This is a genomic window from Pseudomonas sp. VA159-2, assembly GCF_024126635.1.
Lineage (GTDB): Bacteria > Pseudomonadota > Gammaproteobacteria > Pseudomonadales > Pseudomonadaceae > Aquipseudomonas > Aquipseudomonas muyukensis.
This window is the reverse complement of record NZ_JAMYBV010000005.1, coordinates 72,797-97,382: the sequence shown is the minus strand read 5'-3', so window position 1 is coordinate 97,382 and position 24,586 is coordinate 72,797. Positions and strand designations below refer to the sequence as shown.

At 63.2% G+C, this 24,586-nt stretch carries 18 protein-coding genes; 10 read left to right on the top strand and 8 right to left on the bottom strand.

All coding sequences use genetic code 11. The annotated features are described in order from the left end of the window. Window positions 1-128 precede the first annotated feature (128 nt). Window positions 129-533 (top strand): YkgJ family cysteine cluster protein, encoded by a 405-nt coding sequence (locus NJG22_RS06760; protein ID WP_016712459.1) that lies wholly within the window; start codon window positions 129-131, stop codon window positions 531-533. A 197-nt stretch (window positions 534-730) separates the two neighbouring features. On the opposite strand, the gene typA is transcribed toward NJG22_RS06760, so the two are convergent. After that, window positions 731-2,551: a translational GTPase TypA gene (gene typA / locus NJG22_RS06755; RefSeq protein ID WP_253093331.1), complete on the bottom strand. Its 1,821-nt coding sequence runs from the start codon at window positions 2,549-2,551 to the stop codon at window positions 731-733. 127 nt (window positions 2,552-2,678) lie between these two features. After that, entirely contained in the window at window positions 2,679-4,133 is a 1,455-nt protein-coding gene (gene thiI / locus NJG22_RS06750) for a tRNA uracil 4-sulfurtransferase ThiI (RefSeq protein WP_253093330.1), read from the bottom strand. Window positions 4,134-4,488: 355 nt separating this feature from the next. On the opposite strand from thiI, the gene glnA reads away from it, so the two are divergent. The 3 genes from glnA (at window position 4,489) to ntrC (ending at window position 8,828) form a co-directional block, all read left to right on the top strand. Beyond that, a complete protein-coding gene (gene glnA / locus NJG22_RS06745) occupies window positions 4,489-5,895 on the top strand; it encodes a type I glutamate--ammonia ligase (protein ID WP_134691388.1) in 1,407 nt (468 codons plus the stop codon). A gap of 414 nt (window positions 5,896-6,309) precedes the next feature. After that, a complete protein-coding gene (gene glnL, locus NJG22_RS06740) occupies window positions 6,310-7,395 on the top strand; it encodes a nitrogen regulation protein NR(II) (protein WP_253093329.1) in 1,086 nt (361 codons plus the stop codon). Then, window positions 7,392-8,828 carry a nitrogen regulation protein NR(I) gene (gene ntrC, locus NJG22_RS06735; RefSeq protein WP_253093328.1) on the top strand — a complete coding sequence of 479 codons (1,437 nt, stop codon included), beginning with the start codon at window positions 7,392-7,394 and terminating at the stop codon, window positions 8,826-8,828. The genes glnL and ntrC overlap by 4 nt, the downstream gene beginning before the upstream one ends. 221 nt (window positions 8,829-9,049) lie before the next feature. Here the strand turns inward: ntrC and NJG22_RS06730 are convergent, their stop codons facing one another. After that, on the bottom strand, window positions 9,050-9,487 hold the full coding sequence (locus NJG22_RS06730) for a hypothetical protein (protein WP_253093327.1): 438 nt from the start codon (window positions 9,485-9,487) through the stop codon (window positions 9,050-9,052). On the opposite strand from NJG22_RS06730, the gene trmL reads away from it, so the two are divergent. Continuing rightward, entirely contained in the window at window positions 9,486-9,947 is a 462-nt protein-coding gene (trmL, locus tag NJG22_RS06725; RefSeq protein ID WP_253093326.1) for a tRNA (uridine(34)/cytosine(34)/5-carboxymethylaminomethyluridine(34)-2'-O)-methyltransferase TrmL, read from the top strand. The genes NJG22_RS06730 and trmL overlap by 2 nt on opposite strands. An 85-nt stretch (window positions 9,948-10,032) precedes the next feature. Here the strand turns inward: trmL and secB are convergent, their stop codons facing one another. From secB to NJG22_RS06710, 3 genes are read right to left on the bottom strand one after another with little or no spacing between them, the layout of a single operon-like run. Continuing rightward, the gene (gene secB, locus NJG22_RS06720; RefSeq protein ID WP_134691382.1) at window positions 10,033-10,518 is read right to left on the bottom strand and encodes a protein-export chaperone SecB; all 486 of its coding nucleotides are present in this window, start codon (window positions 10,516-10,518) and stop codon (window positions 10,033-10,035) included. Window positions 10,519-10,557: 39 nt separating this feature from the next. Beyond that, complete coding sequence (grxC, locus tag NJG22_RS06715; RefSeq protein WP_253093325.1) at window positions 10,558-10,812, bottom strand: glutaredoxin 3; 255 nt, start codon at window positions 10,810-10,812, stop codon at window positions 10,558-10,560. 1 nt (window position 10,813) lies between these two features. Further along, window positions 10,814-11,227 carry a rhodanese-like domain-containing protein gene (locus NJG22_RS06710; protein ID WP_253093324.1) on the bottom strand — a complete coding sequence of 138 codons (414 nt, stop codon included), beginning with the start codon at window positions 11,225-11,227 and terminating at the stop codon, window positions 10,814-10,816. 206 nt (window positions 11,228-11,433) lie between these two features. Between NJG22_RS06710 and gpmI the strand changes: the two genes are divergently transcribed. The 4 genes from gpmI to NJG22_RS06690 all read left to right on the top strand — a co-directional run bounded on the left by gpmI (window position 11,434) and on the right by NJG22_RS06690 (window position 16,648). Next, on the top strand, window positions 11,434-12,969 hold the full coding sequence (gpmI, locus tag NJG22_RS06705) for a 2,3-bisphosphoglycerate-independent phosphoglycerate mutase (protein ID WP_253093323.1): 1,536 nt from the start codon (window positions 11,434-11,436) through the stop codon (window positions 12,967-12,969). 185 nt (window positions 12,970-13,154) lie between these two features. Then, the gene (locus tag NJG22_RS06700) at window positions 13,155-14,453 is read left to right on the top strand and encodes a murein hydrolase activator EnvC (RefSeq protein ID WP_253093322.1); all 1,299 of its coding nucleotides are present in this window, start codon (window positions 13,155-13,157) and stop codon (window positions 14,451-14,453) included. 87 nt (window positions 14,454-14,540) lie between these two features. After that, the gene (locus tag NJG22_RS06695; RefSeq protein WP_217852096.1) at window positions 14,541-15,872 is read left to right on the top strand and encodes a S41 family peptidase; all 1,332 of its coding nucleotides are present in this window, start codon (window positions 14,541-14,543) and stop codon (window positions 15,870-15,872) included. Window positions 15,873-15,880: 8 nt separating this feature from the next. Then, window positions 15,881-16,648, top strand: coding sequence for a divergent polysaccharide deacetylase family protein (locus NJG22_RS06690; RefSeq protein WP_253093321.1), 768 nt, complete (start codon window positions 15,881-15,883; stop codon window positions 16,646-16,648). 4 nt (window positions 16,649-16,652) lie between these two features. Here the strand turns inward: NJG22_RS06690 and NJG22_RS06685 are convergent, their stop codons facing one another. Then, on the bottom strand, window positions 16,653-21,272 hold the full coding sequence (locus tag NJG22_RS06685) for a DUF6543 domain-containing protein (RefSeq protein ID WP_253093320.1): 4,620 nt from the start codon (window positions 21,270-21,272) through the stop codon (window positions 16,653-16,655). A 145-nt stretch (window positions 21,273-21,417) separates the two neighbouring features. Further along, the gene (locus tag NJG22_RS06680) at window positions 21,418-23,364 is read right to left on the bottom strand and encodes a BCCT family transporter (RefSeq protein ID WP_253093443.1); all 1,947 of its coding nucleotides are present in this window, start codon (window positions 23,362-23,364) and stop codon (window positions 21,418-21,420) included. Between the two features lie 535 nt (window positions 23,365-23,899). Here NJG22_RS06680 and betI point away from each other — a divergent pair. Continuing rightward, the gene (gene betI / locus NJG22_RS06675) at window positions 23,900-24,556 is read left to right on the top strand and encodes a transcriptional regulator BetI (RefSeq protein ID WP_186656587.1); all 657 of its coding nucleotides are present in this window, start codon (window positions 23,900-23,902) and stop codon (window positions 24,554-24,556) included. Window positions 24,557-24,586 lie beyond the last annotated feature (30 nt).

The window sequence follows — 24,586 nt, the reverse complement described above, 5'->3', positions numbered from 1 at the left end:
TCTGACACACAGCGACAGTGAGGGTTCGCGGATTTCACCTTGACGCAGGGAATCGGGCAAAAGGTTGTTCACAAATTGAACAACTCCGGTATCATCGCGCGCCCCAAGACCGTGATCCCCCCATAACGATGAAAACGACCCTGATCGCCGCCGCCGAAGTCGACCGCCTGGAGACCTGGCAGCGCTATGCCAGCCACATGTGCGGTGGCTGCCACTCGACCTGCTGCACCTTGCCGGTGGAGGTGAAGATCAAGGATCTGATCCGTATCGGCGTGGTGGACGAGTTCGAGAAAGACGAGCCGCCGAAGAACGTGGCCAAGCGCCTGCAGAAGGAAGGCATCATCGAGCGCTTCAACCAGAAGTCGGGGATTTTCACCCTGACCCGGATGAGCAACGACGACTGCATGTACCTGGATCGCAAGAGCCGGCTGTGCACCATCTACGACAAGCGTCCGGACACCTGCCGCAACCACCCCAAGGTCGGGCCGCGGCCGGGGTATTGCGCGTACAAGCCCAAGGTGGTCGGGCGCTGAAGTTGTTTTTGCTTGAGATCCTGGGGCTGCTGTGCAGCCCATCGCGACGCAAGGCCGCTCCTACAGGGGACCGCGATCTCTTGTAGGAGCGGCCTTGCGTCGCGATGGGCCGCCAAGCGGCCGCACATTTCGAAGGCAAACAAAAACGCCCCCGGCCTTTGGACCGGGGGCGTTTTCATTCAGCCTGAACTAATGACTCAGTTCTTGGCTTTCTTGGCAGCGCGGGTACGCTCGCCTTCGTCGAGGATCTTCTTGCGCAGACGGATCGACTTCGGCGTCACTTCGCACAGCTCGTCGTCCTGGATGAATTCCAGGGCCTGCTCGAGGGTGTGGCGAACTGGCGGTACCAGGGCGATGACTTCGTCCTTGCCCGAAGCACGCATGTTGTCGAGCTTCTTGCCTTTGGTCGGGTTCACGCCCAGGTCGTTGTCACGGCTGTTCAGGCCGATGATCTGACCGTTGTAGATCTCCTGGCCGTGCTCGACGAACAGCTTGCCGCGCGCCTGCAGGGTTTCCAGCGAGTAGGTCAGCGCCTTGCCGGTCTCGACCGAAACCAGGACGCCGTTCAGGCGGCCGGACATCTGGCCCGACTTCATGGTGTCGTAGCGATCGAAGATCGAGGTCAGGATGCCTGCACCGTTGGTCAGGGTCAGGAACTGGTTACGGAAACCGATCAGGCCACGGGCTGGAATGTTGTACTCCAGGCGCACACGGCCCTTGCCATCCGGCACCATGTTGGTCAGGTCGCCCTTACGCAGGCCCATCTCTTCCATGACCTTGCCCTGGGATTCTTCAGGGATGTCGATGGTGACGTTTTCGAACGGCTCCTGCTTGGTGCCGTTGACTTCGCGGATGATCACTTCAGGACGGCCCACGGCCATCTCGAAGCCTTCACGGCGCATGGTTTCGATCAGTACCGACAGGTGCAGCTCGCCACGGCCCGATACCTTGAACTTGTCAGGGGAATCGGTTTCCTGAACGCGCAGAGCAACGTTGTACAGCAGTTCCTTGTCCAGACGGTCCTTGATGTTACGGCTGGTGACGAACTTGCCTTCCTTGCCGCAGAACGGCGAGTCGTTGACCTGGAAGGTCATCGAAACGGTCGGCTCGTCAACGGTCAGCGGCTTCATCGCTTCGACGGTATCCGGAGCGCACAGGGTGTCGGAGATGAACAGCTCGTCGAAACCGCTGATGCAGACGATGTCGCCAGCCTGGGCTTCTTCGACGTCGACGCGGTGCAGGCCGTGGTGGCCCATCAGCTTGAGGATACGGCCATTACGCTTCTTGCCTTCGGTGTCGATGGCAACAACCGGGGTGTTCGGCTTGACGCGACCACGGGCGATGCGGCCAACGCCGATAACACCGAGGAAGCTGTTGTAGTCCAGTGCCGAGATCTGCATCTGGAACGGGCCGTCACGGTCAACAGATGGCGCCGGTACGTTGTCGACGATCGACTGGTACAGGGCGGTCATGTCTTCGCCCATGGCGGTGTGGTCCAGACCGGCGATGCCGTTCAGGGCCGAGGCGTAGACGACTTTGAAGTCCAGCTGTTCGTCGGTGGCGCCGAGGTTGTCGAACAGGTCGAAGATCTGGTCCAGCACCCAATCAGGGCGCGCGCCCGGACGGTCGACCTTGTTGATCACGACGATTGGCTTGAGGCCGGCTTCGAAGGCCTTCTTGGTCACGAAGCGGGTTTGCGGCATCGGGCCGTCCTGGGCGTCGACCAGCAGCAGCACGGAGTCGACCATCGACATTACACGCTCGACCTCGCCACCGAAGTCGGCGTGGCCGGGGGTATCGACGATGTTGATGTGGTAGCCGTTCCAGTTAATGGCGGTGTTTTTCGCCAGAATGGTAATACCGCGCTCTTTCTCCTGGTCGTTGGAGTCCATGACGCGCTCGTCGTTGAGCTCGTTACGCTCCAGGGTGCCGGACTGACGCAGGAGTTTGTCGACCAGGGTGGTTTTACCATGGTCAACGTGGGCGATGATGGCGATGTTACGCAGATTTTCGATCACAACTGTATCTCGATCAGAGGATTCGGTTGCCGCCAGTGTAGGCGGCGAATATGTACGGTTTGAGGCTCAGCGGGCCCGATGGTCGGGAGGGCGATGGCGGATACTGCCGCCATACAGCCCTGGCGTCTTATGTCGGACGATAAACACGCACATTGGCATGTCCCTCACTGAGCAGGTGGTGTGCGTGCAAACGGCTCATCACACCTTTGTCGCAATACAGCAAGTACTGGCGCGTAGGGTCCAGGTGCTTGAACTTGCTGTTGATCGCGTAGAACGGCATGGCCTGGACTTCGATACCGTCCAGCGCCAGGGGTTCGTCTTCCTGGGCATCGGGGTGACGAATGTCGATGACGATCTGGCCTGGCAGCGCCTCGGCCACTTCCTCGATCTCGATGTCCTTGCCCAGTTCATCGATCACGTGGTCGATGGAGATGAACTTGGCGCGTTCCAGGGCGCGCTCCAGCACGGCCATGTCGAACTGCTTTTCTTCGTGCTCCATGCGGTGACGCTTGGCATGGGTGGTCGGGTTCACCGAGATCACGCCGCAGTATTCCGGCATGTGCTTGGCGAAGTCGGCGGTGCCGATTTCGCTGGCCTGGTCGATGATGTCCTGCTTGTGGCTGGCCAGCAATGGGCGCAGCACCAGCTTGTCGGTGGCCGAGTCGATGATCGACAGGTTCGGCAGGGTCTGGCTGGAGACCTGGGAAATCGCCTCGCCGGTGACCAGCGCGTCGATTTGCAGGCGCTCGGCCATGTGCGCGGCACCGCGCAGCATCATGCGCTTGAGGGTCACGCCCATGTAGCTGTTGTCGACCTTGTTGAGGATCTCGCCGACCACTTCCTCGAACGGCACGCTGATGAACAGCACGCGCTGGCTGCTGCCGTACTTCTTCCACAGGTAGTGGGCCACTTCCATCACGCCCAGCTCGTGGGCGCGCCCGCCGAGGTTGAAGAAGCAGAAGTGGGTCATCAGGCCACGGCGCATCATCTGGTAGGCCGCCACGGTGGAGTCGAAACCACCGGACATCAGTACCAGGGTCTGCTCCAGGGCACCCAGCGGGTAGCCACCGATGCCGTTGTGCTGGTTGTGGATCACGTACAGGCGCTGATCGCGGATCTCGAGGCGCACCACCACTTCAGGCGTCTTCAGGTCGATGCCGGCGGCGCCGCACTGCTGGCGCAGCTGGCTGCCGACGTAGCGGTCGACGTCCATCGAGGTGAAGTCGTGGTGGCCGCCGCGCTTGCAGCGCACCGAGAAGCGCTTGCCGGCCAGCAGGTGGCCGAAGTGCTGCTTGCACTTGGCGACGATGTCGTCGAAGTCACCCAGGGGGTATTCCTCGACCTGCAGGAAGTGGGTGATACCCGGGGTGCAGGTGAGGCGCTCGATCATCTCGCGCTGGATCTTCTCGTCCTCGACGCGGGTAACCACCTCGAGATTGTCCCAGACGCCATCGACCGCGAGCTCAGGATCGAGGTCCCTGAGCACGACGCGGATGTTCTTGCCGAGCTGGCGGATGAAGCGCTTGCGCACCGGCCGGCTCTTGATGGTGATCTCTGGGAAGACTTTGACGATAAGTTTCATTGGTTTAACAGCGCGCGCAGGGCCTGCCGAAAATAGGGGGCGCGAATTATAGCGGAAATCGCTCAAGGTTTGAGCAACTTTTGTACAGAAGGTTTGATTTACCGAGCCCGAACCCTGCAGCGCACCAATATGGTGCACTGCATCTTGTCCGCGCCCTCAATGCGTGCACGAATGCTTCCTGCCGCTAGGCTACATGCCCGCCAACGCCGGGTTTCATCCCGACCCTCGCCATTTTCGGGCACTGGCATGCAATTTGCTCCCTTGTGAGGCAGGTAAGCTTGGCCGACTATCCGCGCCCAGCGACACCCTTTTTCCAGGGCCGCGGCCAAGCGCCCTAGACCATCCGGAGGACAACATGTCGAAGTCGGTTCAACTCATCAAAGATCATGACGTCAAGTGGATTGATCTGCGTTTCACGGACACCAAAGGCGTTCAGCATCACGTGACCATGCCGGCGCGCGATGGCCTGGACGAAGACTTCTTCGAAGTCGGCAAGATGTTCGACGGTTCCTCCATCGCTGGCTGGAAAGGCATCGAAGCCTCGGACATGATCCTGATGCCGGTCGACGAGACCGCCGTGCTCGATCCGTTCACCGAAGAGCCGACCCTGATCATCACCTGCGACATCGTCGACCCGTCGAGCATGCAGGGCTACGATCGCGATCCACGTGCGATCGCCAAGCGAGCCGAAGAGTACCTGAAGAGCACCGGCATCGGTGACACCGTGTTCGCCGGCCCAGAGCCTGAGTTCTTCATCTTCGACGAAGTGAAGTTCAAGTCGGACATCTCCGGCTCGATGTTCAAGATCTTCTCCGAGCAAGGCTCGTGGATGTCCGATGCCGACGTCGAAGGCGGCAACAAAGGCCACCGTCCTGGCGTGAAAGGCGGCTACTTCCCGGTTCCGCCGTTCGACCACGACCACGAAATCCGTACCGCCATGTGCAACGCACTGGAAGAGATGGGGCAAACCGTCGAAGTTCACCACCACGAAGTGGCGACTGCCGGCCAGAACGAAATCGGCGTCAAGTTCAACACCCTGGTGAAGAAGGCTGACGAAGTACAGGCGCTGAAATACGTCGTGCACAACGTTGCCGACGCCTACGGCCGTACCGCCACCTTCATGCCCAAGCCACTGTACGGCGACAACGGTTCGGGCATGCACGTGCACATGTCGATCTGGAAAGAAGGCAAGAACACCTTCGCCGGCGAAGGCTATGCCGGCCTGTCCGACACCGCCCTGTACTTCATCGGTGGCATCATCAAGCACGGCAAGGCGCTGAACGGCTTCACCAACCCGTCGACCAACTCGTACAAGCGCCTGGTCCCAGGCTTCGAAGCCCCGGTCATGCTGGCCTACTCGGCACGCAACCGTTCCGCCTCGATCCGCATTCCTTACGTCGGCAGCCCGAAAGCCCGCCGTATCGAAGCACGCTTCCCGGACCCATCGGCCAACCCGTACCTGGCCTTCGCGGCCCTGCTGATGGCTGGCCTGGACGGTATCCAGAACAAGATTCACCCAGGCGATGCCGCCGACAAGAACCTGTATGACCTGCCGCCTGAAGAGGCCAAGGACATCCCGCAGGTTTGCGGCAGCCTGAAGGAAGCCCTGGAAGAGCTGGACAAAGGCCGTGCGTTCCTGACCAAGGGCGGCGTGTTCTCCGACGACTTCATCGATGCCTTCATCGAGCTGAAGAGCGAGGAAGAGATCAAGGTCCGTACCTTCGTCCACCCGCTGGAATACGAGCTGTACTACAGCTGCTGATGTAATCCGCGGCACTGAAACGGCCTCCCTCGGGAGGCCGTTTTCGTTTCTGCCCGGCACCTTTGCACCCCCCCTGTAGGCGCGGCCTAGTGTCGCGAAAGGGCTGCGCAGCGGCCCGGGATTACTCGGGTTTGCGCAGATTGGGCCGCTTGGCGGCCCTTTCGCGACGCAAGGCCGCTCCTGCAAGGGGGGGCGCACTATGCTCTATATTGGTGCACGACTTGACGGAATGCCCCACGGTGCTTCCCAATCTGGCCCAACTGAATCGTTACATCCAGAGTTTCTGTGCCGAATTCGCGCATCCTCAGGCGATTCTGCGGCAATTGCGCTTCTTTTCGGAGCCTTGGTTTGTTTCTTGCATTTTCCCGGTACCACGGGTTTCAGCCATGTGCCAAAAGAGGTCGACGACGCCCCATGACCATCAGCGATGCACAGCACCGTCTGCTCCTGGACAACCTGACCACAGCCACGCTGCTGCTCAATGGCGAATTGCGCCTGGAGTACATGAACCCGGCCGCGGAAATGCTCCTGGCCGTCAGCGGCCAGCGCAGCCATGGGCAGTTCATCAGCGAGCTGTTCACCGAGTCGACCGAGGCGCTCAACTCGCTGCGCCAGGCCGTGGAGCACGCGCATCCGTTCACCAAGCGCGAAGCCCAACTGACTTCGCTGACCGGGCAGACCATCACCGTCGACTACGCCGTGACCCCCATCCTGCATCAGGGCCAGACCCTGCTGTTGCTCGAGGTGCACCCACGCGACCGGTTGCTGCGCATCACCAAGGAAGAAGCCCAGCTGAGCAAGCAGGAAACCACCAAGATGCTGGTGCGCGGCCTGGCCCATGAGATCAAGAACCCGCTCGGCGGCATCCGCGGCGCGGCGCAGTTGCTGGCCCGCGAACTGCCCGAGGACGGCCTGCGCGACTACACCAACGTGATCATCGAGGAAGCCGACCGCCTGCGAAACCTGGTCGACCGCATGCTCGGCTCGAACAAGTTGCCGTCGCTGGCCATGACCAATATCCACGAGGTGCTGGAGCGCGTGTGCAGCCTGGTCGAGGCCGAGAGCCAGGGCGGGATCACCCTGGTGCGCGACTACGACCCGAGCTTGCCGGATGTGCTGGTCGACCGCGAGCAGATGATCCAGGCCGTGCTCAACATCGTGCGCAACGCCATGCAGGCCATCGGCGGGCAGAACGAGTTGCGCCTGGGCCGCATCACCCTGCGCAGCCGCGCGGTGCGCCAGTTCACCATCGGCCATGTGCGCCACCGCCTGGTGGCGCGGGTCGAGATCGTCGACAACGGCCCCGGCATCCCCGCCGAACTGCAGGACACCCTCTTCTATCCCATGGTCAGCGGCCGCCCGGACGGTACCGGGCTGGGCCTGGCCATTACCCAGAACATCATCAGCCAGCACCAGGGCCTGATCGAGTGCGAGAGCCACCCCGGCCACACCACGTTCTCCATCTACCTGCCCCTGGAACAAGGAGCCACCGCCCCATGAGCCGAAGTGAAACCGTCTGGATCGTCGATGATGATCGCTCCATCCGCTGGGTGCTGGAGAAAGCCTTGCAACAGGAAGGCATGAACACCCAAAGCTTCGACAGCGCCGATGGCGTCATGGGCCGCCTGGCCCGCCAGCAGCCGGATGTGATCATCTCCGATATCCGCATGCCGGGGGCCAGCGGCCTCGACCTGCTGGCGCAGATCCGCGAGCAGCACCCGGGGCTGCCGGTGATCATCATGACCGCCCACTCCGACCTGGACAGCGCCGTGGCCTCGTACCAGGGCGGCGCCTTCGAGTACCTGCCCAAGCCGTTCGACGTGGATGAGGCGGTATCGCTGGTCAAGCGCGCCAACCAGCACGCCCAGGAGCAACAGGCCCTGGAAGTCCCCCAGGCCCTGGCCCGCACCCCCGAGATCATCGGCGAAGCGCCGGCGATGCAGGAGGTGTTCCGCGCCATTGGCCGGCTCAGCCACTCCAATATCACCGTGCTGATCAACGGCGAGTCGGGGACCGGCAAGGAGCTGGTGGCCCACGCCTTGCACCGTCACAGCCCACGGGCGGCCGCGCCGTTCATCGCGCTGAACATGGCGGCGATTCCCAAGGACCTGATGGAGTCCGAGCTGTTCGGCCACGAGAAAGGCGCCTTCACCGGCGCCGCCAACCTGCGCCGCGGCCGCTTCGAGCAGGCCGACGGCGGCACGCTGTTCCTCGACGAGATCGGCGACATGCCCGCCGACACCCAGACCCGCCTGCTGCGGGTCCTGGCCGATGGCGAGTTCTACCGGGTCGGCGGGCATGTGCCGGTGAAGGTGGACGTGCGCATCATCGCCGCCACCCACCAGAACCTCGAGTCCCTGGTCCAGGCCGGCAAGTTTCGTGAAGACCTGTTCCACCGCCTGAACGTGATTCGCATCCACATCCCGCGCCTGGCCGACCGCCGCGAGGACATCCCGGCGCTGGCCCGTCACTTCCTCGGCCGCGCGGCCCTGGAGCTGGCCGTGGAACCCAAGCTGCTGAAGCCGGAAACCGAGGCGTTCATCCGCAACCTGCCGTGGCCGGGCAACGTGCGCCAGTTGGAGAACACCTGCCGCTGGATCACCGTGATGGCCTCCAGCCGCGAAGTGCTGATCGGCGACCTGCCGCCAGAGCTGCTCAGCCTGCCGCAGGACGCCACGCCGGTCACCAACTGGGAGCAGGCCCTGCGCCAGTGGGCCGACCAGGCCCTGGCACGCGGCCAGAGCAACCTGCTCGACAGCGCGGTGCCGAGCTTCGAGCGGATCATGATCGAGACCGCGCTCAAGCACACCGCCGGCCGCCGTCGCGATGCGGCGCTGTTGCTGGGCTGGGGGCGCAATACCCTGACGCGCAAGATCAAGGAGCTGGGGATGAATGTCGCCGCAGAGGATGAGGACGAAGCGCAGGAGCACTGAGCCCCAAGGAGGCAACGCATCGCGGGCTTGCCCCGCGATCGCGTCATGCACCGATTACGTGCCCCTTGCACCGCGACGAGGCAAATAATCCGGCAAAACGGCTGCGGATGTCGGCAAACCCCTGTTTTTACACACCGATAAAACTGGCACGACACCTGCAATAACCCAGGTACTTGCAGTTTTGGGGACCTCGGTACAGGCAGGCCGGGAAATCCCCTCTTTTATTCATGCAGCCGCACCTGCACCCGCCAACGCCCCGTCTCCTGCGCGCCAACCCATTCACCGCGCAGGGGGCGTGCGGCGACCAGGGTCAGCAGCAAGCCTTCCTCGCCTTTTTGCAAGCGCCAGGCCACCGGCTTGCCCTGCAACAGCAACTGGCCACGCGCGGCCTTGCCCTCGGCCTGGAATACCAGCGCCACGGTGCCCTGGACATTCTCGCCATGCAGCTGCGGTTCGTCGTTGAACCACAGCTCCAGCCCCCCCTGCACCACTTCCACCTGTTCCAGCACCCGCGCCTCGGGAGCCGTCAAGCGGCCGATCATCAAGCCCACGAGCATGCCGAAGATCGCCAGCGACAGCAGCACTCGCGGCCAAGCCTTCGAACGCGGGTCCGCTTCGGGGGTAGAATGCTCGTCATTTTCACGCTTGGAGCCGTGCATGTTTCACGTCATCCTTTTTCAACCAGAAATTCCGCCGAATACCGGCAACATCATCCGCCTGTGCGCCAACAGCGGCTGCGCCTTGCACCTGATCGAGCCGATCAGCTTCGAACTGGACGACAAACGCCTGCGCCGCGCCGGGCTGGATTACCACGAGTATGCCACGCTCAAGCGCCACGAGAGCCTGGCTGCCTGCCTGGAAAGCCTCGGCCAGCCGCGGCTGTTCGCCTTCACCACCAAGGGCTCGCAGCCGTTCCACGAGGTCGCGTACCAACCAGGCGATGCCTTCCTGTTCGGGCCTGAAAGCCGTGGCTTGCCGGCAGAAGTGCTGGACAGCCTGCCAGCCGGGCAACGCCTGCGCCTGCCGATGCGCCCGGGATGCCGCAGCCTGAACCTGTCCAACACCGTGGCGGTGACCGTATACGAGGCCTGGCGCCAGCAAGGGTTTGCCGGGAGTTGATGCAGGGCCAGAGCCTCGCGCCGCAGCCCGCATTGCCGGCATAAAAAAAGCGCCTCGAAAGGCGCTTTTCTCACGGCCGCGGCAATTACTGCACGGTCGGCACTTCACCGGCTTCCTGCATGCGCTGCATCTCTTGCGCGTACAGGGCGTCGAAGTTGACCGGCGACAGCATCAGCGCCGGGAACGAGCCACGGGTCACCAGGCTGTCCAGGGTCTCGCGGGCGTACGGGAACAGGATGTTCGGGCAGAACGCGCCGAGGGTGTGGCTCATCGAGGCGGCATCCAGGTTGGCGATCAGGAAGATACCGGCCTGCTGCACTTCGGCGATGAACGCCACTTCGTCACCGTTCTTGACGGTCACCGACAGGGTCAGCACCACTTCGTGGAAGTCGCCTTCCAGGGCTTTCTGACGGGTGTTCAGGTCCAGCGAAACGCTCGGCTCCCACTGCTGGCGGAAGATCTGTGGGCTTTTCGGCGCCTCGAACGACAGGTCGCGCACATAGATGCGCTGCAGGGAGAATTGTGGTGCGGTTTCTTCAGCGGCAGCGCCGTTGGTCTGTTGCTCGGTCATGGCAGATCCTTTTCCTAATGTTCTTGAATGCAGTGCGAATCAGGCCGCCAGCAGCGCGTCGAGCTTGCCGGCGCGCTCCAGGGCATAGAGGTCATCGCAACCACCGACGTGCGTGCTGCCGATCCAGATCTGCGGCACCGAGGTGCGGCCGGCCTTCTGGCTCATCTCGGCGCGCAGCTGGGGCTTGCCGTCGACCTTGATCTCTTCGAACGCCACGCCCTTGCTCTGGAGCAGGGACTTGGCGCGCATGCAGTAGGGGCAGTAGTCGCTGGAGTAAACGATGACGGGCTTCATGTCACTTCACCAGGGGCAGGTTATCGGCTTTCCAGCTGGACACGCCACCGCTGAGCTTGGCCGCGGTGTAACCAGCCTTGAGCAGCTCGCGGCAAATGGTGCCGGACTGCTGGCCCATCGCGTCGACGACGATCAGGGTCTTCTCTTTGTGCTTTTCCAGTTCGCTCATGCGGCTGACCAGCTTGTCCTGCGGGATGTTCACCGCACCGACGATGTGCCCGGCCGAGTAGTCCTTGGCGGGGCGGATATCGATCACCAGCGCCTTGTCGGCGTTGACCAGCGCGGTCAGCTGGCCGTTGCTCAGGCTCTGGCCGCCACGGCGGACTTCGTTGATCAGCAGCAAAACCAGCAGAACGACGAAGATCGCCACCAGGATGAAGTGATCTGTCGCGAATTGAATCAGGTGAGCAACCATCGGGGGTGTTCCAGGCGATTGAAAATGGCGGCCAGTATACACAGCCCCCCATGACCACCAAAGCCCACCGGGCCACCGGCAAACCGGGCTGCACGGCACCTGGCCGAGCACGCCGGTCAGGCGAGGGGAGGAATATTCGCCGCCGCTGGCGTATTTGCCCTAAAATGCGTGTCTTTATCATCTTTGAACAACCGTGAGTTTGATTGATGACGAGCACGCCTAAACCCCTGGTCCTGATCATCCTGGATGGCTTCGGTCACAGCGAAAGCCCCGAATACAACGCCATCTACGCCGCCAACACACCGGTCTACGACCGCCTGCGCGCCACCCAGCCGCATGGCCTGATCTCCGGTTCCGGCATGGACGTGGGGCTGCCCGACGGGCAGATGGGCAACTCGGAAGTCGGTCACATGAACCTCGGCGCCGGGCGTGTGGTGTACCAGGACTTCACCCGGGTGACCAAGGCCATTCGTGACGGCGAGTTCTTCGCAAACCCCGTACTTGGCGGCGCGGTGGACAAGGCCGTCGGTGCCGGCAAGGCCGTGCACATCCTCGGCCTGCTCTCCGACGGCGGCGTGCACAGCCACCAGGACCACCTGATCGCCATGGCCGAACTGGCCGCCCAGCGTGGCGCCGAGAAGATCTACCTGCATGCCTTCCTCGACGGCCGCGACACCCCGCCGCGCAGCGCCCAGTCGTCCATCGAACTGCTCGACGCCACCTTCGCCAAGCTGGGCAAGGGCCGCATCGCCAGCCTGATCGGTCGCTACTACGCCATGGACCGCGACAACCGCTGGGACCGTGTCAGCGCCGCCTACAACCTGATCGTCGACAGCGCCGCCGAATACACCGCCGACAACGCCCTTGCCGGCCTGCAAGCGGCCTACGCCCGCGACGAGAGCGACGAGTTCGTCAAGGCCACGCGCATTGGCCAGGCGGTCAAGGTCGAAGACGGCGATGCGGTTATCTTCATGAACTTCCGCGCCGACCGCGCCCGCGAGCTGTCGCGGGTGTTCGTCGAGCCTGATTTCAACGAGTTCCCGCGCGCGCGCCTGCCCAAGCTGGCGGCCTACATCGGCCTGACCCAGTACTCGGCGAAGATCCCGGCCCCGGCGGCCTTCGCCCCGGCCAGCCTGCACAACGTGCTCGGCGAATACCTGGCGAAAAACGGCAAGACCCAGCTGCGCATCGCCGAAACCGAGAAGTACGCCCACGTCACGTTCTTCTTCTCGGGCGGACGCGAAGAGCCGTTCGAAGGCGAGGAACGCATCCTTATCCCGTCGCCGAAGGTCGCCACCTACGACCTGCAGCCAGAAATGAGCGCCCCGGAGGTCACCGACCGCATCGTCGAGGCCATCGAGCAGCAGCGCTTCGACGTGATCGTGGTCAACTACGCCAACGGCGACATGGTCGGCCACACCGGCGTGTTCGAGGCGGCGGTCAAGGCCGTGGAAGCCCTGGATAGCTGTGTCGGGCGCATTGTCCAGGCCCTGGACAAGGTCGGCGGCGAAGCCCTGATCACCGCCGACCACGGCAACGTCGAGCAGATGGAAGACGAGTGCACAGGCCAGGCGCACACCGCCCACACCACCGAGCCGGTGCCGTTCATCTATGTCGGCAAGCGCAGCGTCAAGGTTCGCCAAGGCGGCGTGCTGGCCGACGTGGCGCCGACCATGCTCAAGCTGATGGGGCTGGAAAAACCGGCGGAAATGACCGGGACCTCGATCCTGGTCGATGCCTGATCGAGACCTGTTCGCGGCAAGCCGGCGCCTACACAAGCCTCGCAGGAGCCGGCTTGCCGGCGAACGGCAGCGCTAAAACACCTGGATTCCAGACAAACGCCTCGCCGCACACGCCGCGAGGCGTTTTTTTTGCAGGCCCGCGCGGGCATACTAGGCCAGTCTCCATCCCTGGTACGCCCAACCCCATGCTCCGCGCCCTCATCCTACTCGCCCTGTCATGCCTGCTCACCCCGGCCTTCGCCGCCGATGAGCGCGCACAGACCCAGCAACAGCTGGACGCCACCCGCCAGGACATCGCCGAGCTGAAAAAAATGCTGGGCAAGCTCCAGGAAGAAAAAGCCGGCGTGCAGAAAGACCTCAAGTCCACCGAGACCGATATCGGCAACCTCGAGAAACAAGTGGAGGCGCTGCAAAAAGAACTAAAAAAGACCGAGGGCGAGCTGGAGCGCCTTGATCACGAGAAAAAAAAACTCCAGAGCGCCCGCGTTGAACAACAACGCCTGATTGCCATCCAGGCCCGTTCGGCCTACCAGAACAACGGCCGCGAGGAATACCTCAAACTACTGCTCAACCAGCAGAACCCCGAGAAGTTCGCCCGCACCCTGACCTACTACGACTACCTGAGCCAGGCGCGCCTGGAGCAGTTGCGCGCCTTCAACGAAACCCTGCGCCAACTGGCCAACGTCGAGCAGGACATCGGCCGCCAGCAGGAACAACTGCTGAGCCAGCGCGCCGACCTCGACAATCGCCGCCAGGCCCTGGTCGCCGAACGCGACAAGCGCCAGCAGGTACTGGCCAAGCTCAACAGCGACATGAAAGCGCGCGACCAGAAGCTGCAAAGCCGCGAGCAGGACCAGGCCGACCTGAGCAAGGTGCTCAAGACCATCGAGGAAACCCTCGCCCGCCAGGCCCGCGAAGCTGAAGAAGCCCGCCAGCGCGCCCTGCTGGCCAGGCAGGAAGAAGAACAGCGGCGCAAGGCCCAGGCTCTTGCCGCCGCCCGTGACAATGCCCCCGAAGAAGCCCCGAAAAAAGCCCGCACCACCCTGGGCCCGGTGGTTTCCAGCGACGGCGCCAGCTATGGCGGCGCTTTTTCTGCCGCTCGGGGAAAACTTCCATGGCCGGTCAATGGTCGATTGCTCGCGCGCTTCGGTGACGCCCGTGGCAGCGATGCCCGGGCCAAGTGGGACGGGGTAATGATCGGCGCCAGCGCCGGTACCCAGGTGCGCGCGGTGCATGGCGGGCGCGTGGTGTTCGCCGACTGGTTGCGCGGCGCCGGACTTCTGGTCATCCTCGACCATGGCAACGGTTACCTGAGCCTGTACGGCCACAATCAAAGCCTGCTCAAGAGCGCCGGCGACATCGTCAAGGCCGGCGAGGCGATCTCCACCGTCGGCGACAGCGGCGGCCAGGACAGCGCCGGGTTGTACTTCGCGATTCGCCAGCAAGGCCGGCCCAGCGACCCCGCGCAATGGTGCCGCGGCTAGTTAATGCTACTTTTACGGCGCCGCCCACCAAACGGCGGCACCGATGCTCCCCGCAGGAGCACCAACAGGATCAGGAGTTCGTTCGACATGCTGCACTCGCCCCGCCTCACCCAGCTGGCCCTGACCATCGCCCTGGTCGTCGGCGCGCCCCTGGCCGTTGCCGCCGAGCCGGCCAAGCCGATGGCGGCCAAGCCCGCCGCGGTGCCGGCCACCGAGGTGACCGCCAAGGCGCCGCTGCCGCTGGACGAGCTGCGCACCTTCGCCGAGGTCATGGACCGCATCAAGGCCGCCTATGTCGAGCCGGTGGATGACAAGACCCTGCTGGAGAATGCCATCAAGGGCATGCTCAGCAACCTCGACCCGCACTCGGCCTACCTTGGCCCCGAGGACTTCCAGGAACTGCAGGAAAGCACCAGCGGTGAGTTCGGCGGCCTGGGCATCGAGGTCGGCATGGAGGACGGCTTCGTCAAGGTGGTCTCGCCCATCGACGACACCCCGGCCTCGCGCGCCGGCATCGAGGCCGGCGACCTGATCGTCAAGATCAACGGCGCACCGACCCGCGGCCAGAGCATGACCGAGGCCGTGGACAAGATGCGCGGCAAGATCGGCGAGAAGATCACCCTGACCCTCGTGCGTGATGGCGGCACGCCGTTCGACGTGACGCTGGCCCGCGCGGTGATCCAGGTCAAGAGCGTCAAGAGCCAGCTGCTGGAGAACGACTACGGCTACATCCGTATCACCCAGTTCCAGGTCAAGACCGGCGACGAGGTGGGCAAGGCCCTGGCCAAGCTGCGCAAGGACAACGGCAAGAAACTGCGCGGCGTGGTCCTCGACCTGCGCAACAACCCCGGCGGCGTGTTGCAATCGGCGGTGGAAGTGGCCGACCACTTCCTGACCAAGGGCCTGATCGTCTACACCAAGGGCCGCATCGCCAATTCCGAACTGCGCTACTCCGCCGATCCGGCCGACGCCAGCGAAGGCGTGCCGCTGGTGGTGCTGATCAACGGCGGCAGTGCCTCGGCCTCGGAAATCGTCGCCGGCGCCCTGCAGGACCAGAAACGCGCCGTGCTGATGGGTACCGACAGCTTCGGCAAGGGCTCGGTGCAGACCGTGCTGCCACTGGCCAACGACCGCGCGCTCAAGCTCACTACCGCGCTGTACTTCACCCCCAACGGTCGCTCGATCCAGGCCCAGGGCATCGTCCCGGACATCGAGGTGCGCCCGGCCAAGCTCACCGCCGAGGCCGACACCGACAACTTCAAGGAAGCCGACCTGCAGGGTCACCTCGGCAACGGCAACGGCGGCGCCGACCGCCCGAGCGGCAGCGCCAAGCGCAAGGATCGCCCGCAGGACAACGACTTCCAGCTCAGCCAGGCCCTCAGCCTGCTCAAGGGCCTGAACATCACCAAGGGTGACTGATCCGCGCCATGCGTTATTTGCTGTCCCTGCTGTTCTGCCTGTTGGCCGGTGTCGCGCAAGCGGCTCCGGCCGGCAAGGCCTACATGAGCATCATCATCGACGACCTCGGCCAGAGCAGCGCGCGCGATAGCCGCACCCTGGCACTGCCTGGGCCGGTGACCATGGCGATCATGCCCGACACCCCGCACGCCAGCGATTTCGCCCGCCAGGCGCACAAGGCCGGGCGCACGGTGATCCTGCACATGCCCATGGACCCGGCCACCGGGCCCTATGCCTGGCATCCAGGCATCGCCATCGAGGAACTGGCCCGACGCCTGGACCACGCCCTGGCCAAGGTGCCTTATGCCGCGGGCATCAACAACCACATGGGCAGCCGCATGACAGCGCAGCGCGAACCCATGAGCTGGTTGATGGGGGATCTGCAACGGCGTCATCTGTTCTTCGTCGACAGCCGTACCAGCGCGGCCACCGTGGCAGCAGCCGAGGCCCAGGCACGGGGATTGGCGCACGTTTCGCGGGACGTGTTCCTCGATGACGAGCCCACCACCGAAGCCATTGCCGGGCAGCTGCGCAAAGGCATCGAGCTGGCGCGCAAGCAAGGCTCGGCGGTACTGATCGGACACCCCTACCCGCAGACGCTGGAAGTACTGGAACGCGAGATCCCCCGGCTCAAGGGCCAGGGGGTCGAACTGATCAGCCTGCGCCAGATGATCGCCGAACGTGGCAACCAGGCCATGCCCGCTCATGGCAGGCATGGGGTCTACAGCAACCGCTGAGGCATCAATCGAACGGGATCAAGCCGTCCACCTGGGCAAGTTGTACATTGCCGCGGTAGATCGGCAGCAACTCATTGCGCGCGAGCGCCGCGCGCAACTGGGCCTCCCGACCCAGCTTGCGCTCGGCCCAGAGCTTGATATGCCCCTTGCTGAACTGCCGCCTGGGGGTATCCGCCGCCGGGTAGTGGAAGTGTGCCTCCCATAAGCCGCTCCCTGGGCGCCCCTCTTTTCTGAGCTTGCGCCGGATCTCGTAGACATCCAGATAATCATCCGCCTTGAGCGGCGTGCGCCCAGGCACGCGGACAACGGTCACCTGATCACGCGCCAGCAGGTAGCGCAGGCTCTCGGCATTCGGGTGGCTCGTCGTCAGGTACAGGGCCTCGAGCAGGTCTTGACGAGACGAGTCCAAACGGTTGATTCCAGCCTCCAGCGCTTCGCGCAGCTCAACGTACTCAGCGTCATCCGGCAGGCCCCCCAGCACGTCCCGGAGCTTGTCGATATGCTCGTCGATGATAGTGGACAACCCGTTGGGCTCGTCGGTCTTGACGTACTGCTTGGCCAACTTGACCACCGACTCGATCTGCCCGACCAGCTTGCGTCCCTGCTTTCCCAGCCTGCCAGTGTCGACGACTGGCGCAGGTTGCGGATCACGGAGGGTGACGTCCTCGACCCACTCCTCCCCCTGGCGACGAAACGTTTTAAGCACCGAGTTGCGCGAGTCCGTCTGCTGCACGACATCCTCGCCATCCAATTGTCGGTGCTCACCGACGATGCTCTTGCCACGCTGAGTCCTGACTACCCGTCGCTTGCCGCCACGCATCGCGTATACAGCCGGACGAGGCAGCGCTGTTTCAGCCAGTTGTTGCTCGCGAACGGCTTGCCCCAACGCGTCCTCGGCGCTTTCTATCAACGCTCGAAGCGCCTTGCGATAATCCTGCAATCGGGGCGGGCGAATTGCATCCCCTCCCAGACTGGACAGGTATTGGCTCATGACCTCGGCCTGGGCATAGGATTCCAGCACCCCCGTGAGAATATCGATGCGTTCGTTTAGGGTCACGCCGCTCCCCGCCAGATCCCCATGGGCGGCTCCCGCGCTGACCAGCTCAGGTCCGGACAAGTACTGCGCATATGCCTCCAAGGTGCTCTCATCAACGCTCGCCAGACGATTCAGACTCGCCTCGGCGAGATCCGTCAAGCGCCTGAAGGCCAGTTCGGTGGAGGTCAAACGGCGCTGCTCGATGACGTTCTGCAATTGCCTTTGCTTATCGGCTGGCCTGCCATCGGCGCCTGGTTGGAAGAGGATAGAATCATCACGCAGGGTATCCTCCAATAGCTGGTCATACTCAACAGACAGGCTGATCAACTCGCCCTCCCAACCAATGACTCGCTCCAGCTGTGTATAAAAGTCCTGGTAATACTGGATCTCTTCCAACGACTCAGGAAGGATCGCCATGGCATCGCTCAACGCTTGCACGTCCACATCGTTGATCAAGGTGGTCAGCTCGTTGTAGTAGATCTCACAACGCGAAAGCAGCTCCTCACGCGTGGCATTGCGCTGCAACCTGATCGCCTCCGGCAGCATGGGGTCAGTCAGCCTCATCGACTCAAGGCGCGAAACCACCTTGTCCTGCGCGAGCCCCTTCTCGACCAGCATCCTCAGGTCGTCGACGACGCGTAACTTAGCCTGATGCTGTATTTTCTGCTGGAGTCGCAGACGTTGTTCGTCGCGCGGATCCGCTTGCAGCGCTCTCAAGTCCGCAGTCGCCCGGGTGTAGAAATCGCGATGCTTGGCGAACTCCCGATCCAGCTTGAGCAATTCGGTAATGAGTCTTTTCTCTTCGTCCTTCAGTGCCACGATCAGGCGCTGGTTCTCCTGCTGCTTGAGCTCACGGCGGGTCTTGGGCCCTCCTCCTGCCAGCCTCATCGAGGCATCGATACGCCAAGCACCATCCTGCTGGGTGATCCATGCCTGCGGCGCACCCTGCGCATCGAGGAGGCGTACTTCACCGTCGAGTACCGTCACCGGATAGACCTCATCGGCCATCACTGCATACAGCCGCCCATCAACTGAATAGAGCCCGCTCGCCTCCCCCGCGCCCAACGGCGCGATGCCTTCGAGGTTCACGCTCACACGCAACTGGCGCAAAGCCTGGCGCCGCTGCGGATCGAGCCAGTTGAAGCCAGCGTTACCACGCCAGGAAAAGTCCAACTGCGTATCCGCTACCACGCCAGGCAAACCGACTTTGCCTTGGGTCGGCTCCACGCTCGCTTCGCGGCCCTGCGAGTAGCCGTGCAAGGTGTAGTCAAGCCCAGCCACAGGCTCAGACACCGCGGACGTCACCCCAGGTAGTTGCTTATGCAGCAAGACCATGCCGACATTGAGTACCAGGTCCACCACCGCTTGTGATGCATCAAACGCAGTACCTTCGAGCAATGCCGAAACATCGCTCGAAAACGCCATGACCGATTGTGTCAACCATGCCACCACCGCGACCGGCCCCCGTAACAACGGCGCGGCAGTCTGGAACAACAGCCAGGCTACCTGTTCGAACATCCGCCACCGGCTTTGCGCCGTGGAGGTCGTCGCTTGTTCGGCGATGGCTACCAACCAGTCACGATTGGCGTTGTACAGCTTGGTGTCGACATCGATGTGCCAGAAGCGCTGAGCCAACTGCGCCGGCTCGGGCAGCAGACCAGGGTCGATGCCAGCGTGCACCAGGAGGGTATCGGCGCTGAGGTCGCCGTGGTAATGCGTGCGCGCATCCTCGTCCAGCCATTGCAAAACGCTGGCGCGCAAGGTGGACGACTGACGAATCGAGCTACCGAGCGCCTCCAGGTCGCTGAACTCCCGCACAGCCTCGTGGCCGTATAGTGGCCGATAAAGGATCACCCGCGCAGGTGCGGTGCAGCTCAGCACATACATGCCATGCACGGTGTCATGGCGCGATGATGGCCCCACCTCGGTGTAAGCCAGCGGCATCAGCGAGGTAGTCGTATCGGCCAAGCCGCGCACATAGTCGGTGACAATCTGCAGCCCAGCCTCGCTGAGCCTACCGTCGAGCCTTGCCGACAGCGCGCTGAACAGCAGCGCCTGGCGCCACTCCCTGGCGAAGTGCTCGACACGCTGCGCGCGCCCTTGCTGCGCGTCCATTGACCGCGCCACGTAAGCGGGGTATCGGCCACCGATATCGACGCGCTGAACCAATGCCCGCAAGTAATCGGCGGTCAACCACGGCATGATCAACTGGCCATCGCGATGCTTGACCGTCGTGATGAGCGCGCCCTGCAACGACCCCAGGTTGCCGATGGCGAAGTCCGTCAGCGACTTGCCGGCAAGCGGCACCAGCGGCTCGCCACCGCCCGCCCCCGTGGCGGCGCCTCCGGGCACGCCCTCGGCGCTTTTGAGCTCGAGGATCAGGTCATCCGACTGGTAGTTGGCATCGACCGGATGGTCCTCCAGCAAGGCCTGACGCAACTGCTTACGGGTATAGCTGCGCAAATCCTCAATGCCATCCGACGCCCGTGCCCCCTGCGAGACGGCCTGATCCAGCGCCAGCGCGAACAGCGCATCCTGGTAGGCAAAACTGCTGGCCACGCCAGCCCTGGCCACACCCGGCGGCAGCATGGCCTGGCGGGGCGGGGCGAGGTAATAACCGTCGATGAACCATTGCGCGGGATCGCTCAAGGCATCGATCACGCGGTTTTTCTCAGACGCCCCTTCCAGCACCCGGCCAACAACCTGCTGCGACCGCGCAAACATGGCTTCCAGCATCAGTGCCGCCTGCTGGGCGAACACATCGCCCTCCAGCTCCTGACGATGCCAGGTCATCTCATCGAAGCGATGGCGACCGGCCAACTCGTCACGCAGCGCCCTGGCAAAGTCGCCGAGCGAGTCGAAGGCCCTGACCACGCTCGATGGCGAACACCACAGGATCACCTGCTGCTCATCCCATTCCCCGGTCACCAGCAGGCACGCCTGCTGTTCGTTGAAGCGCTGGCCCTTGGACGTCATCTGCACGTTCACCGCGAAGACCGACGGACGCTTGGCGATCGGGCCAAGCAACCCATGCACGCAGGCTTGCTGATTAGTATCCAGCCCCTGCAGCGGCAAGTTGCGCAACAGGGCCATCTTCAGCACCAATTGCAACCAGCGGTCGCGACTGACACCGGACGGGCCAGCGGCGCGCCAATAATCCACCTGCGCCTGACGCCAATAGTCGGGGAGCGCCAAGAGCAGCTCGTCTAGTTCGGCATCGGACGCGTCGATCTGGTGGTACTCGAAACGATCCGAAGCCCCCGGGAATCGGTACGGCTCAGCTAGCGCCAAGCCGAAGTGGCGCCCGCCGACCGGATCGAGGCTCAGCGCGGCGCCGTCCAGCGCGGCCTGCACGGCCACATCGAGCAGCGGTTTTCTTTGCCAGGACTGCCTGTGCGGGTCGGGGATCAACAACTCCAAGGCATCCGCCGAAGCGAGCGCCGGCGTCACTCGCGCCAGAATGGGGTGTTTTCTGACCAACAGCGCCAGCAGTTGCTCGCCCAGCACCTGCCGCAGCCTGGGTCGATCGGCGAACTGCCGGGCAACCACCGCCTTGAAGTCGAAGAGAGGAAGTGTCGCGGTTGACATGAGGGTGCACTCCATTGAACAGAGGCACCAGGGTGGCCATTTCGCCGTATCACCAGGCACTACATGTTGATAGTGCGCAGGCCGCCGGCGAAACGAAAAAGGCCCGGTTCTCGCGAACCGGGCCCTTGCCTGGGATCAGCCGATATCAGCTGTACACACGCCCCAGCAACTGGCGGTGGCTCTCGAACTGATCAAGCACATCACGCACGATCTGCTCGCGGGTGAAGCCCATCAGGTCATACTCCTGGCTGCCGTCGTGCAGGTACACCTCGGCGCGATAGAAGCGCTGCTGCACTTCCGGCTCGCCCTCGACCGGCGCCTCGCTCGGCGCGGCCAGGTAGCCATCCAGGCTGGCTTCGTAGACGAAGGGGTTGCCCTCTTCCATCATCACCCGCAGGCCCATCATGTTGCGCGATTGACCTACCCGGGTCTCGACCTCGAAGCCCAGGGTACGCAGCTGCTCGGCGGCTTCTTTCAGCGCCGGGCTGACCTGTTTGTCCATGAACCGCTGCACCACGGCCTGGGTCGGCTGCAGGTCCAGCTGGCTGAGACGCTCGCTGAAACCGCGACGACCACGGGCGGCCAGTTCGGCGCGCTCGCTTTCAGCCGCGACGTCCTGCTTCATGGCCTTCATCAGGCCGAACATGAACAGCACCAGGACTACCGAGAACGGCAGGCCGGCCAGTACCACCATGGTCTGCATGGCTTCGAAGTTACCGGCGAACAGCAGGCCGATGGTGACCAGGGTGATGACCACCGACCAGAACACCACCATCCAGTGCGGGGCGTCTTCGTCGACCTTGCCGCCTTTGCACGACAGGTTGGCCATCATCACCGCGCCGGAGTCGGCCGGGGTGAGGAACAGCACGAAGCCGACGAACACTGCCAGGCCGATGACGATCTTGGCGGCCGGGAAGAATTCCAGCAGCTGGTAGATAGACATTGATGGCTGTTCGAGCGCGGTCTTGCCCAGTTCCACCGCACCCTGGTTGATCACCAGGTCCAGCGCGGTGTTACCGAAGATCGACAACCAGGCCAGGGTGAAGCCCAGCGGGATCAGCAGCACGCCGCTGACCAGCTGACGCACGGTCCGGCCCTTGGAGATACGGGCAATGAACATGCCGACGAACGGGCCCCAGGAGATCCACCAGGCCCAGTAGAACACGGTCCACAGGCCCAGCCAGCGCTCGGACTTGTCGTTGTCGCCTTCATAGACATAGAGGTCGAAGGTCTTCAGTACGACACCGTTGAGGTAGTCACCGACGTTCTGCACGAAGCCGTTGAGCAGGTGCAGGGTGTTGCCGGCGAGCAGCACGAAGATCAGCAAGCCGCTGAACAGCAGGATGTTCAGGTTGGACAGGCGACGAATGCCGTTTTCCACGCCCGACACCGCGGCCACGGTGGCCACGCCGGCCATGACCAGGATCACCACCAGCAGGTTGGTCTTGCTGTGGTCCATGCCGAACAGGTATTCCAGGCCCGAGGCCACCTGCATCGAGCCGATGCCGAGGTTGGTCACCAGGCCCAGCAGGGTGACGAACATGCCGAAGATGTCCACGGCATGGCCGGCGCCGCCCTTGACCCAGCGCTCGCCGACCAGCGGGTACAGCGCCGAGCGCAGGGCCAGCGGCTGGTTGTGGCGGTAGGCGAAGTAACCCACGGCCAGGCCGACCAGGGCATAGATTGCCCAGCCGTGCAGGCCCCAGTGCAGGAAGGTCAGCTGCAGGCCCTGGCGCGCGGCCTCGAGGCTGGCGGGCGTGCCTTCTGGCGGGTTGAAGTAGTGGTCCAGCGGCTCGGAGGCGCCGAAGTACAGCAGCGAGATACCGATACCGGAGGAGAACAGCATGCCGGCCCAGGCGCCGTAGCTGAAGTCGGGGGTGTCGTCCTTGCCGCCAAGCTTGAGCTTGCCGTAGTCGGAGAAGGCCAGGTAGACGACGAACAGCAGGTAACCGCAGATCACCAGCATGTAGTACCAGCCAAAGGTACGGGTCAGCCATTTCTGGGCGACACCGAGCACCTGGCCGGCGATATCGGGTACAGCGATCAGCAAGGCAGTCAGAACGAGGATCATCATCGCCGAGGTGAAGAACACCACGCGATTGACCCGTACCCGCTCGGCGGGAGGCTTTGTCAGGGAGGCAGAACTCATTGCACGAATGCTCCGGGCAGTGCGGCAGTGGAGGCTAAACAGTTATTTCCCACGCAATTGGTGCAATAGCCCTACTGCGACAGGTGTTATAAAAGCACCCTGGAAACCGTGATCCCGAATAGAAACGTTGCAAAAAAACCAGACCGGTCGCCTGTGAAAAACCACGCTCTCCGTGTGGAGGTGCGCGCATTCGCCACAGACACCTGGCCCGCTCCAAGGGCCGACCGCGCAGCCTGTGACCGCTCGGCAGAATCTGTATTTTGCATCGCCCATGCCCGTCAACGCCTTGTATTCCGGGGGTTACGCGATTTCCTGGGGTGTCGATTCGTGCCTCTGTGACCGTCCTGAAAACTGTCAATGGCACAAATTGTCGCAGAGCTTATTCTTTATTGATTGAACGTTCAATCAAAACAAAATAGACTGGCCTTCGCCGAGGCAGCCGCTCGTCGTCTGCCCGCAGGCCTGAGGAGATAGCAAGATGCCCAAGGTCGGTATGCAACCCATCCGCCGCCAGCAGTTGATCGAAGCCACCTTGCAGGCGGTCGATCAGGTCGGTCTGGGAGATGCCAGCATTGCGCTGATTGCCCGTTTGGCCGGCGTGTCGAACGGCATCATCAGTCACTACTTTCAGGACAAGAACGGCCTGATCGCAGCGACGATGCGCTACATCATGAACATGCTCAACGAGGGCGTGATCGCGCGTCGGCAGGCCCTCACGGATGACAGCCCGCGCGCCCACCTGAAGGTGATCATCGAGGGCAACTTCGATGCCAGCCAGGTGAACGGCCCGGCAATGAAAACCTGGCTGGCCTTCTGGGCCTCCAGCATGCACCAGCCGTCTTTGCACAGGTTGCAGCGGATCAACGATCACCGCTTGTATTCCAACCTGTGCTGCCAGTTCCGCCGCGTCCTGCCGCTTTACCATGCGCGCAAGGCTGCCCGCGGGCTGGCGGCGCTGATCGACGGCTTGTGGCTGCGTGGCGCCCTGTCGGGTGACGCATTCGACACCGAGCAGGCAATACGCATCGCTTACGAATACATGGATCTACAACTGGCTAAGCAGCAGACCCTGGGCACAACCGACCAGGCCGCTGAACAGCCGCGCGCAGCGACCAGCCAAGCGGCAGGAGCGTGACGCGGTAGCCAACCACACACTGCACTTGCG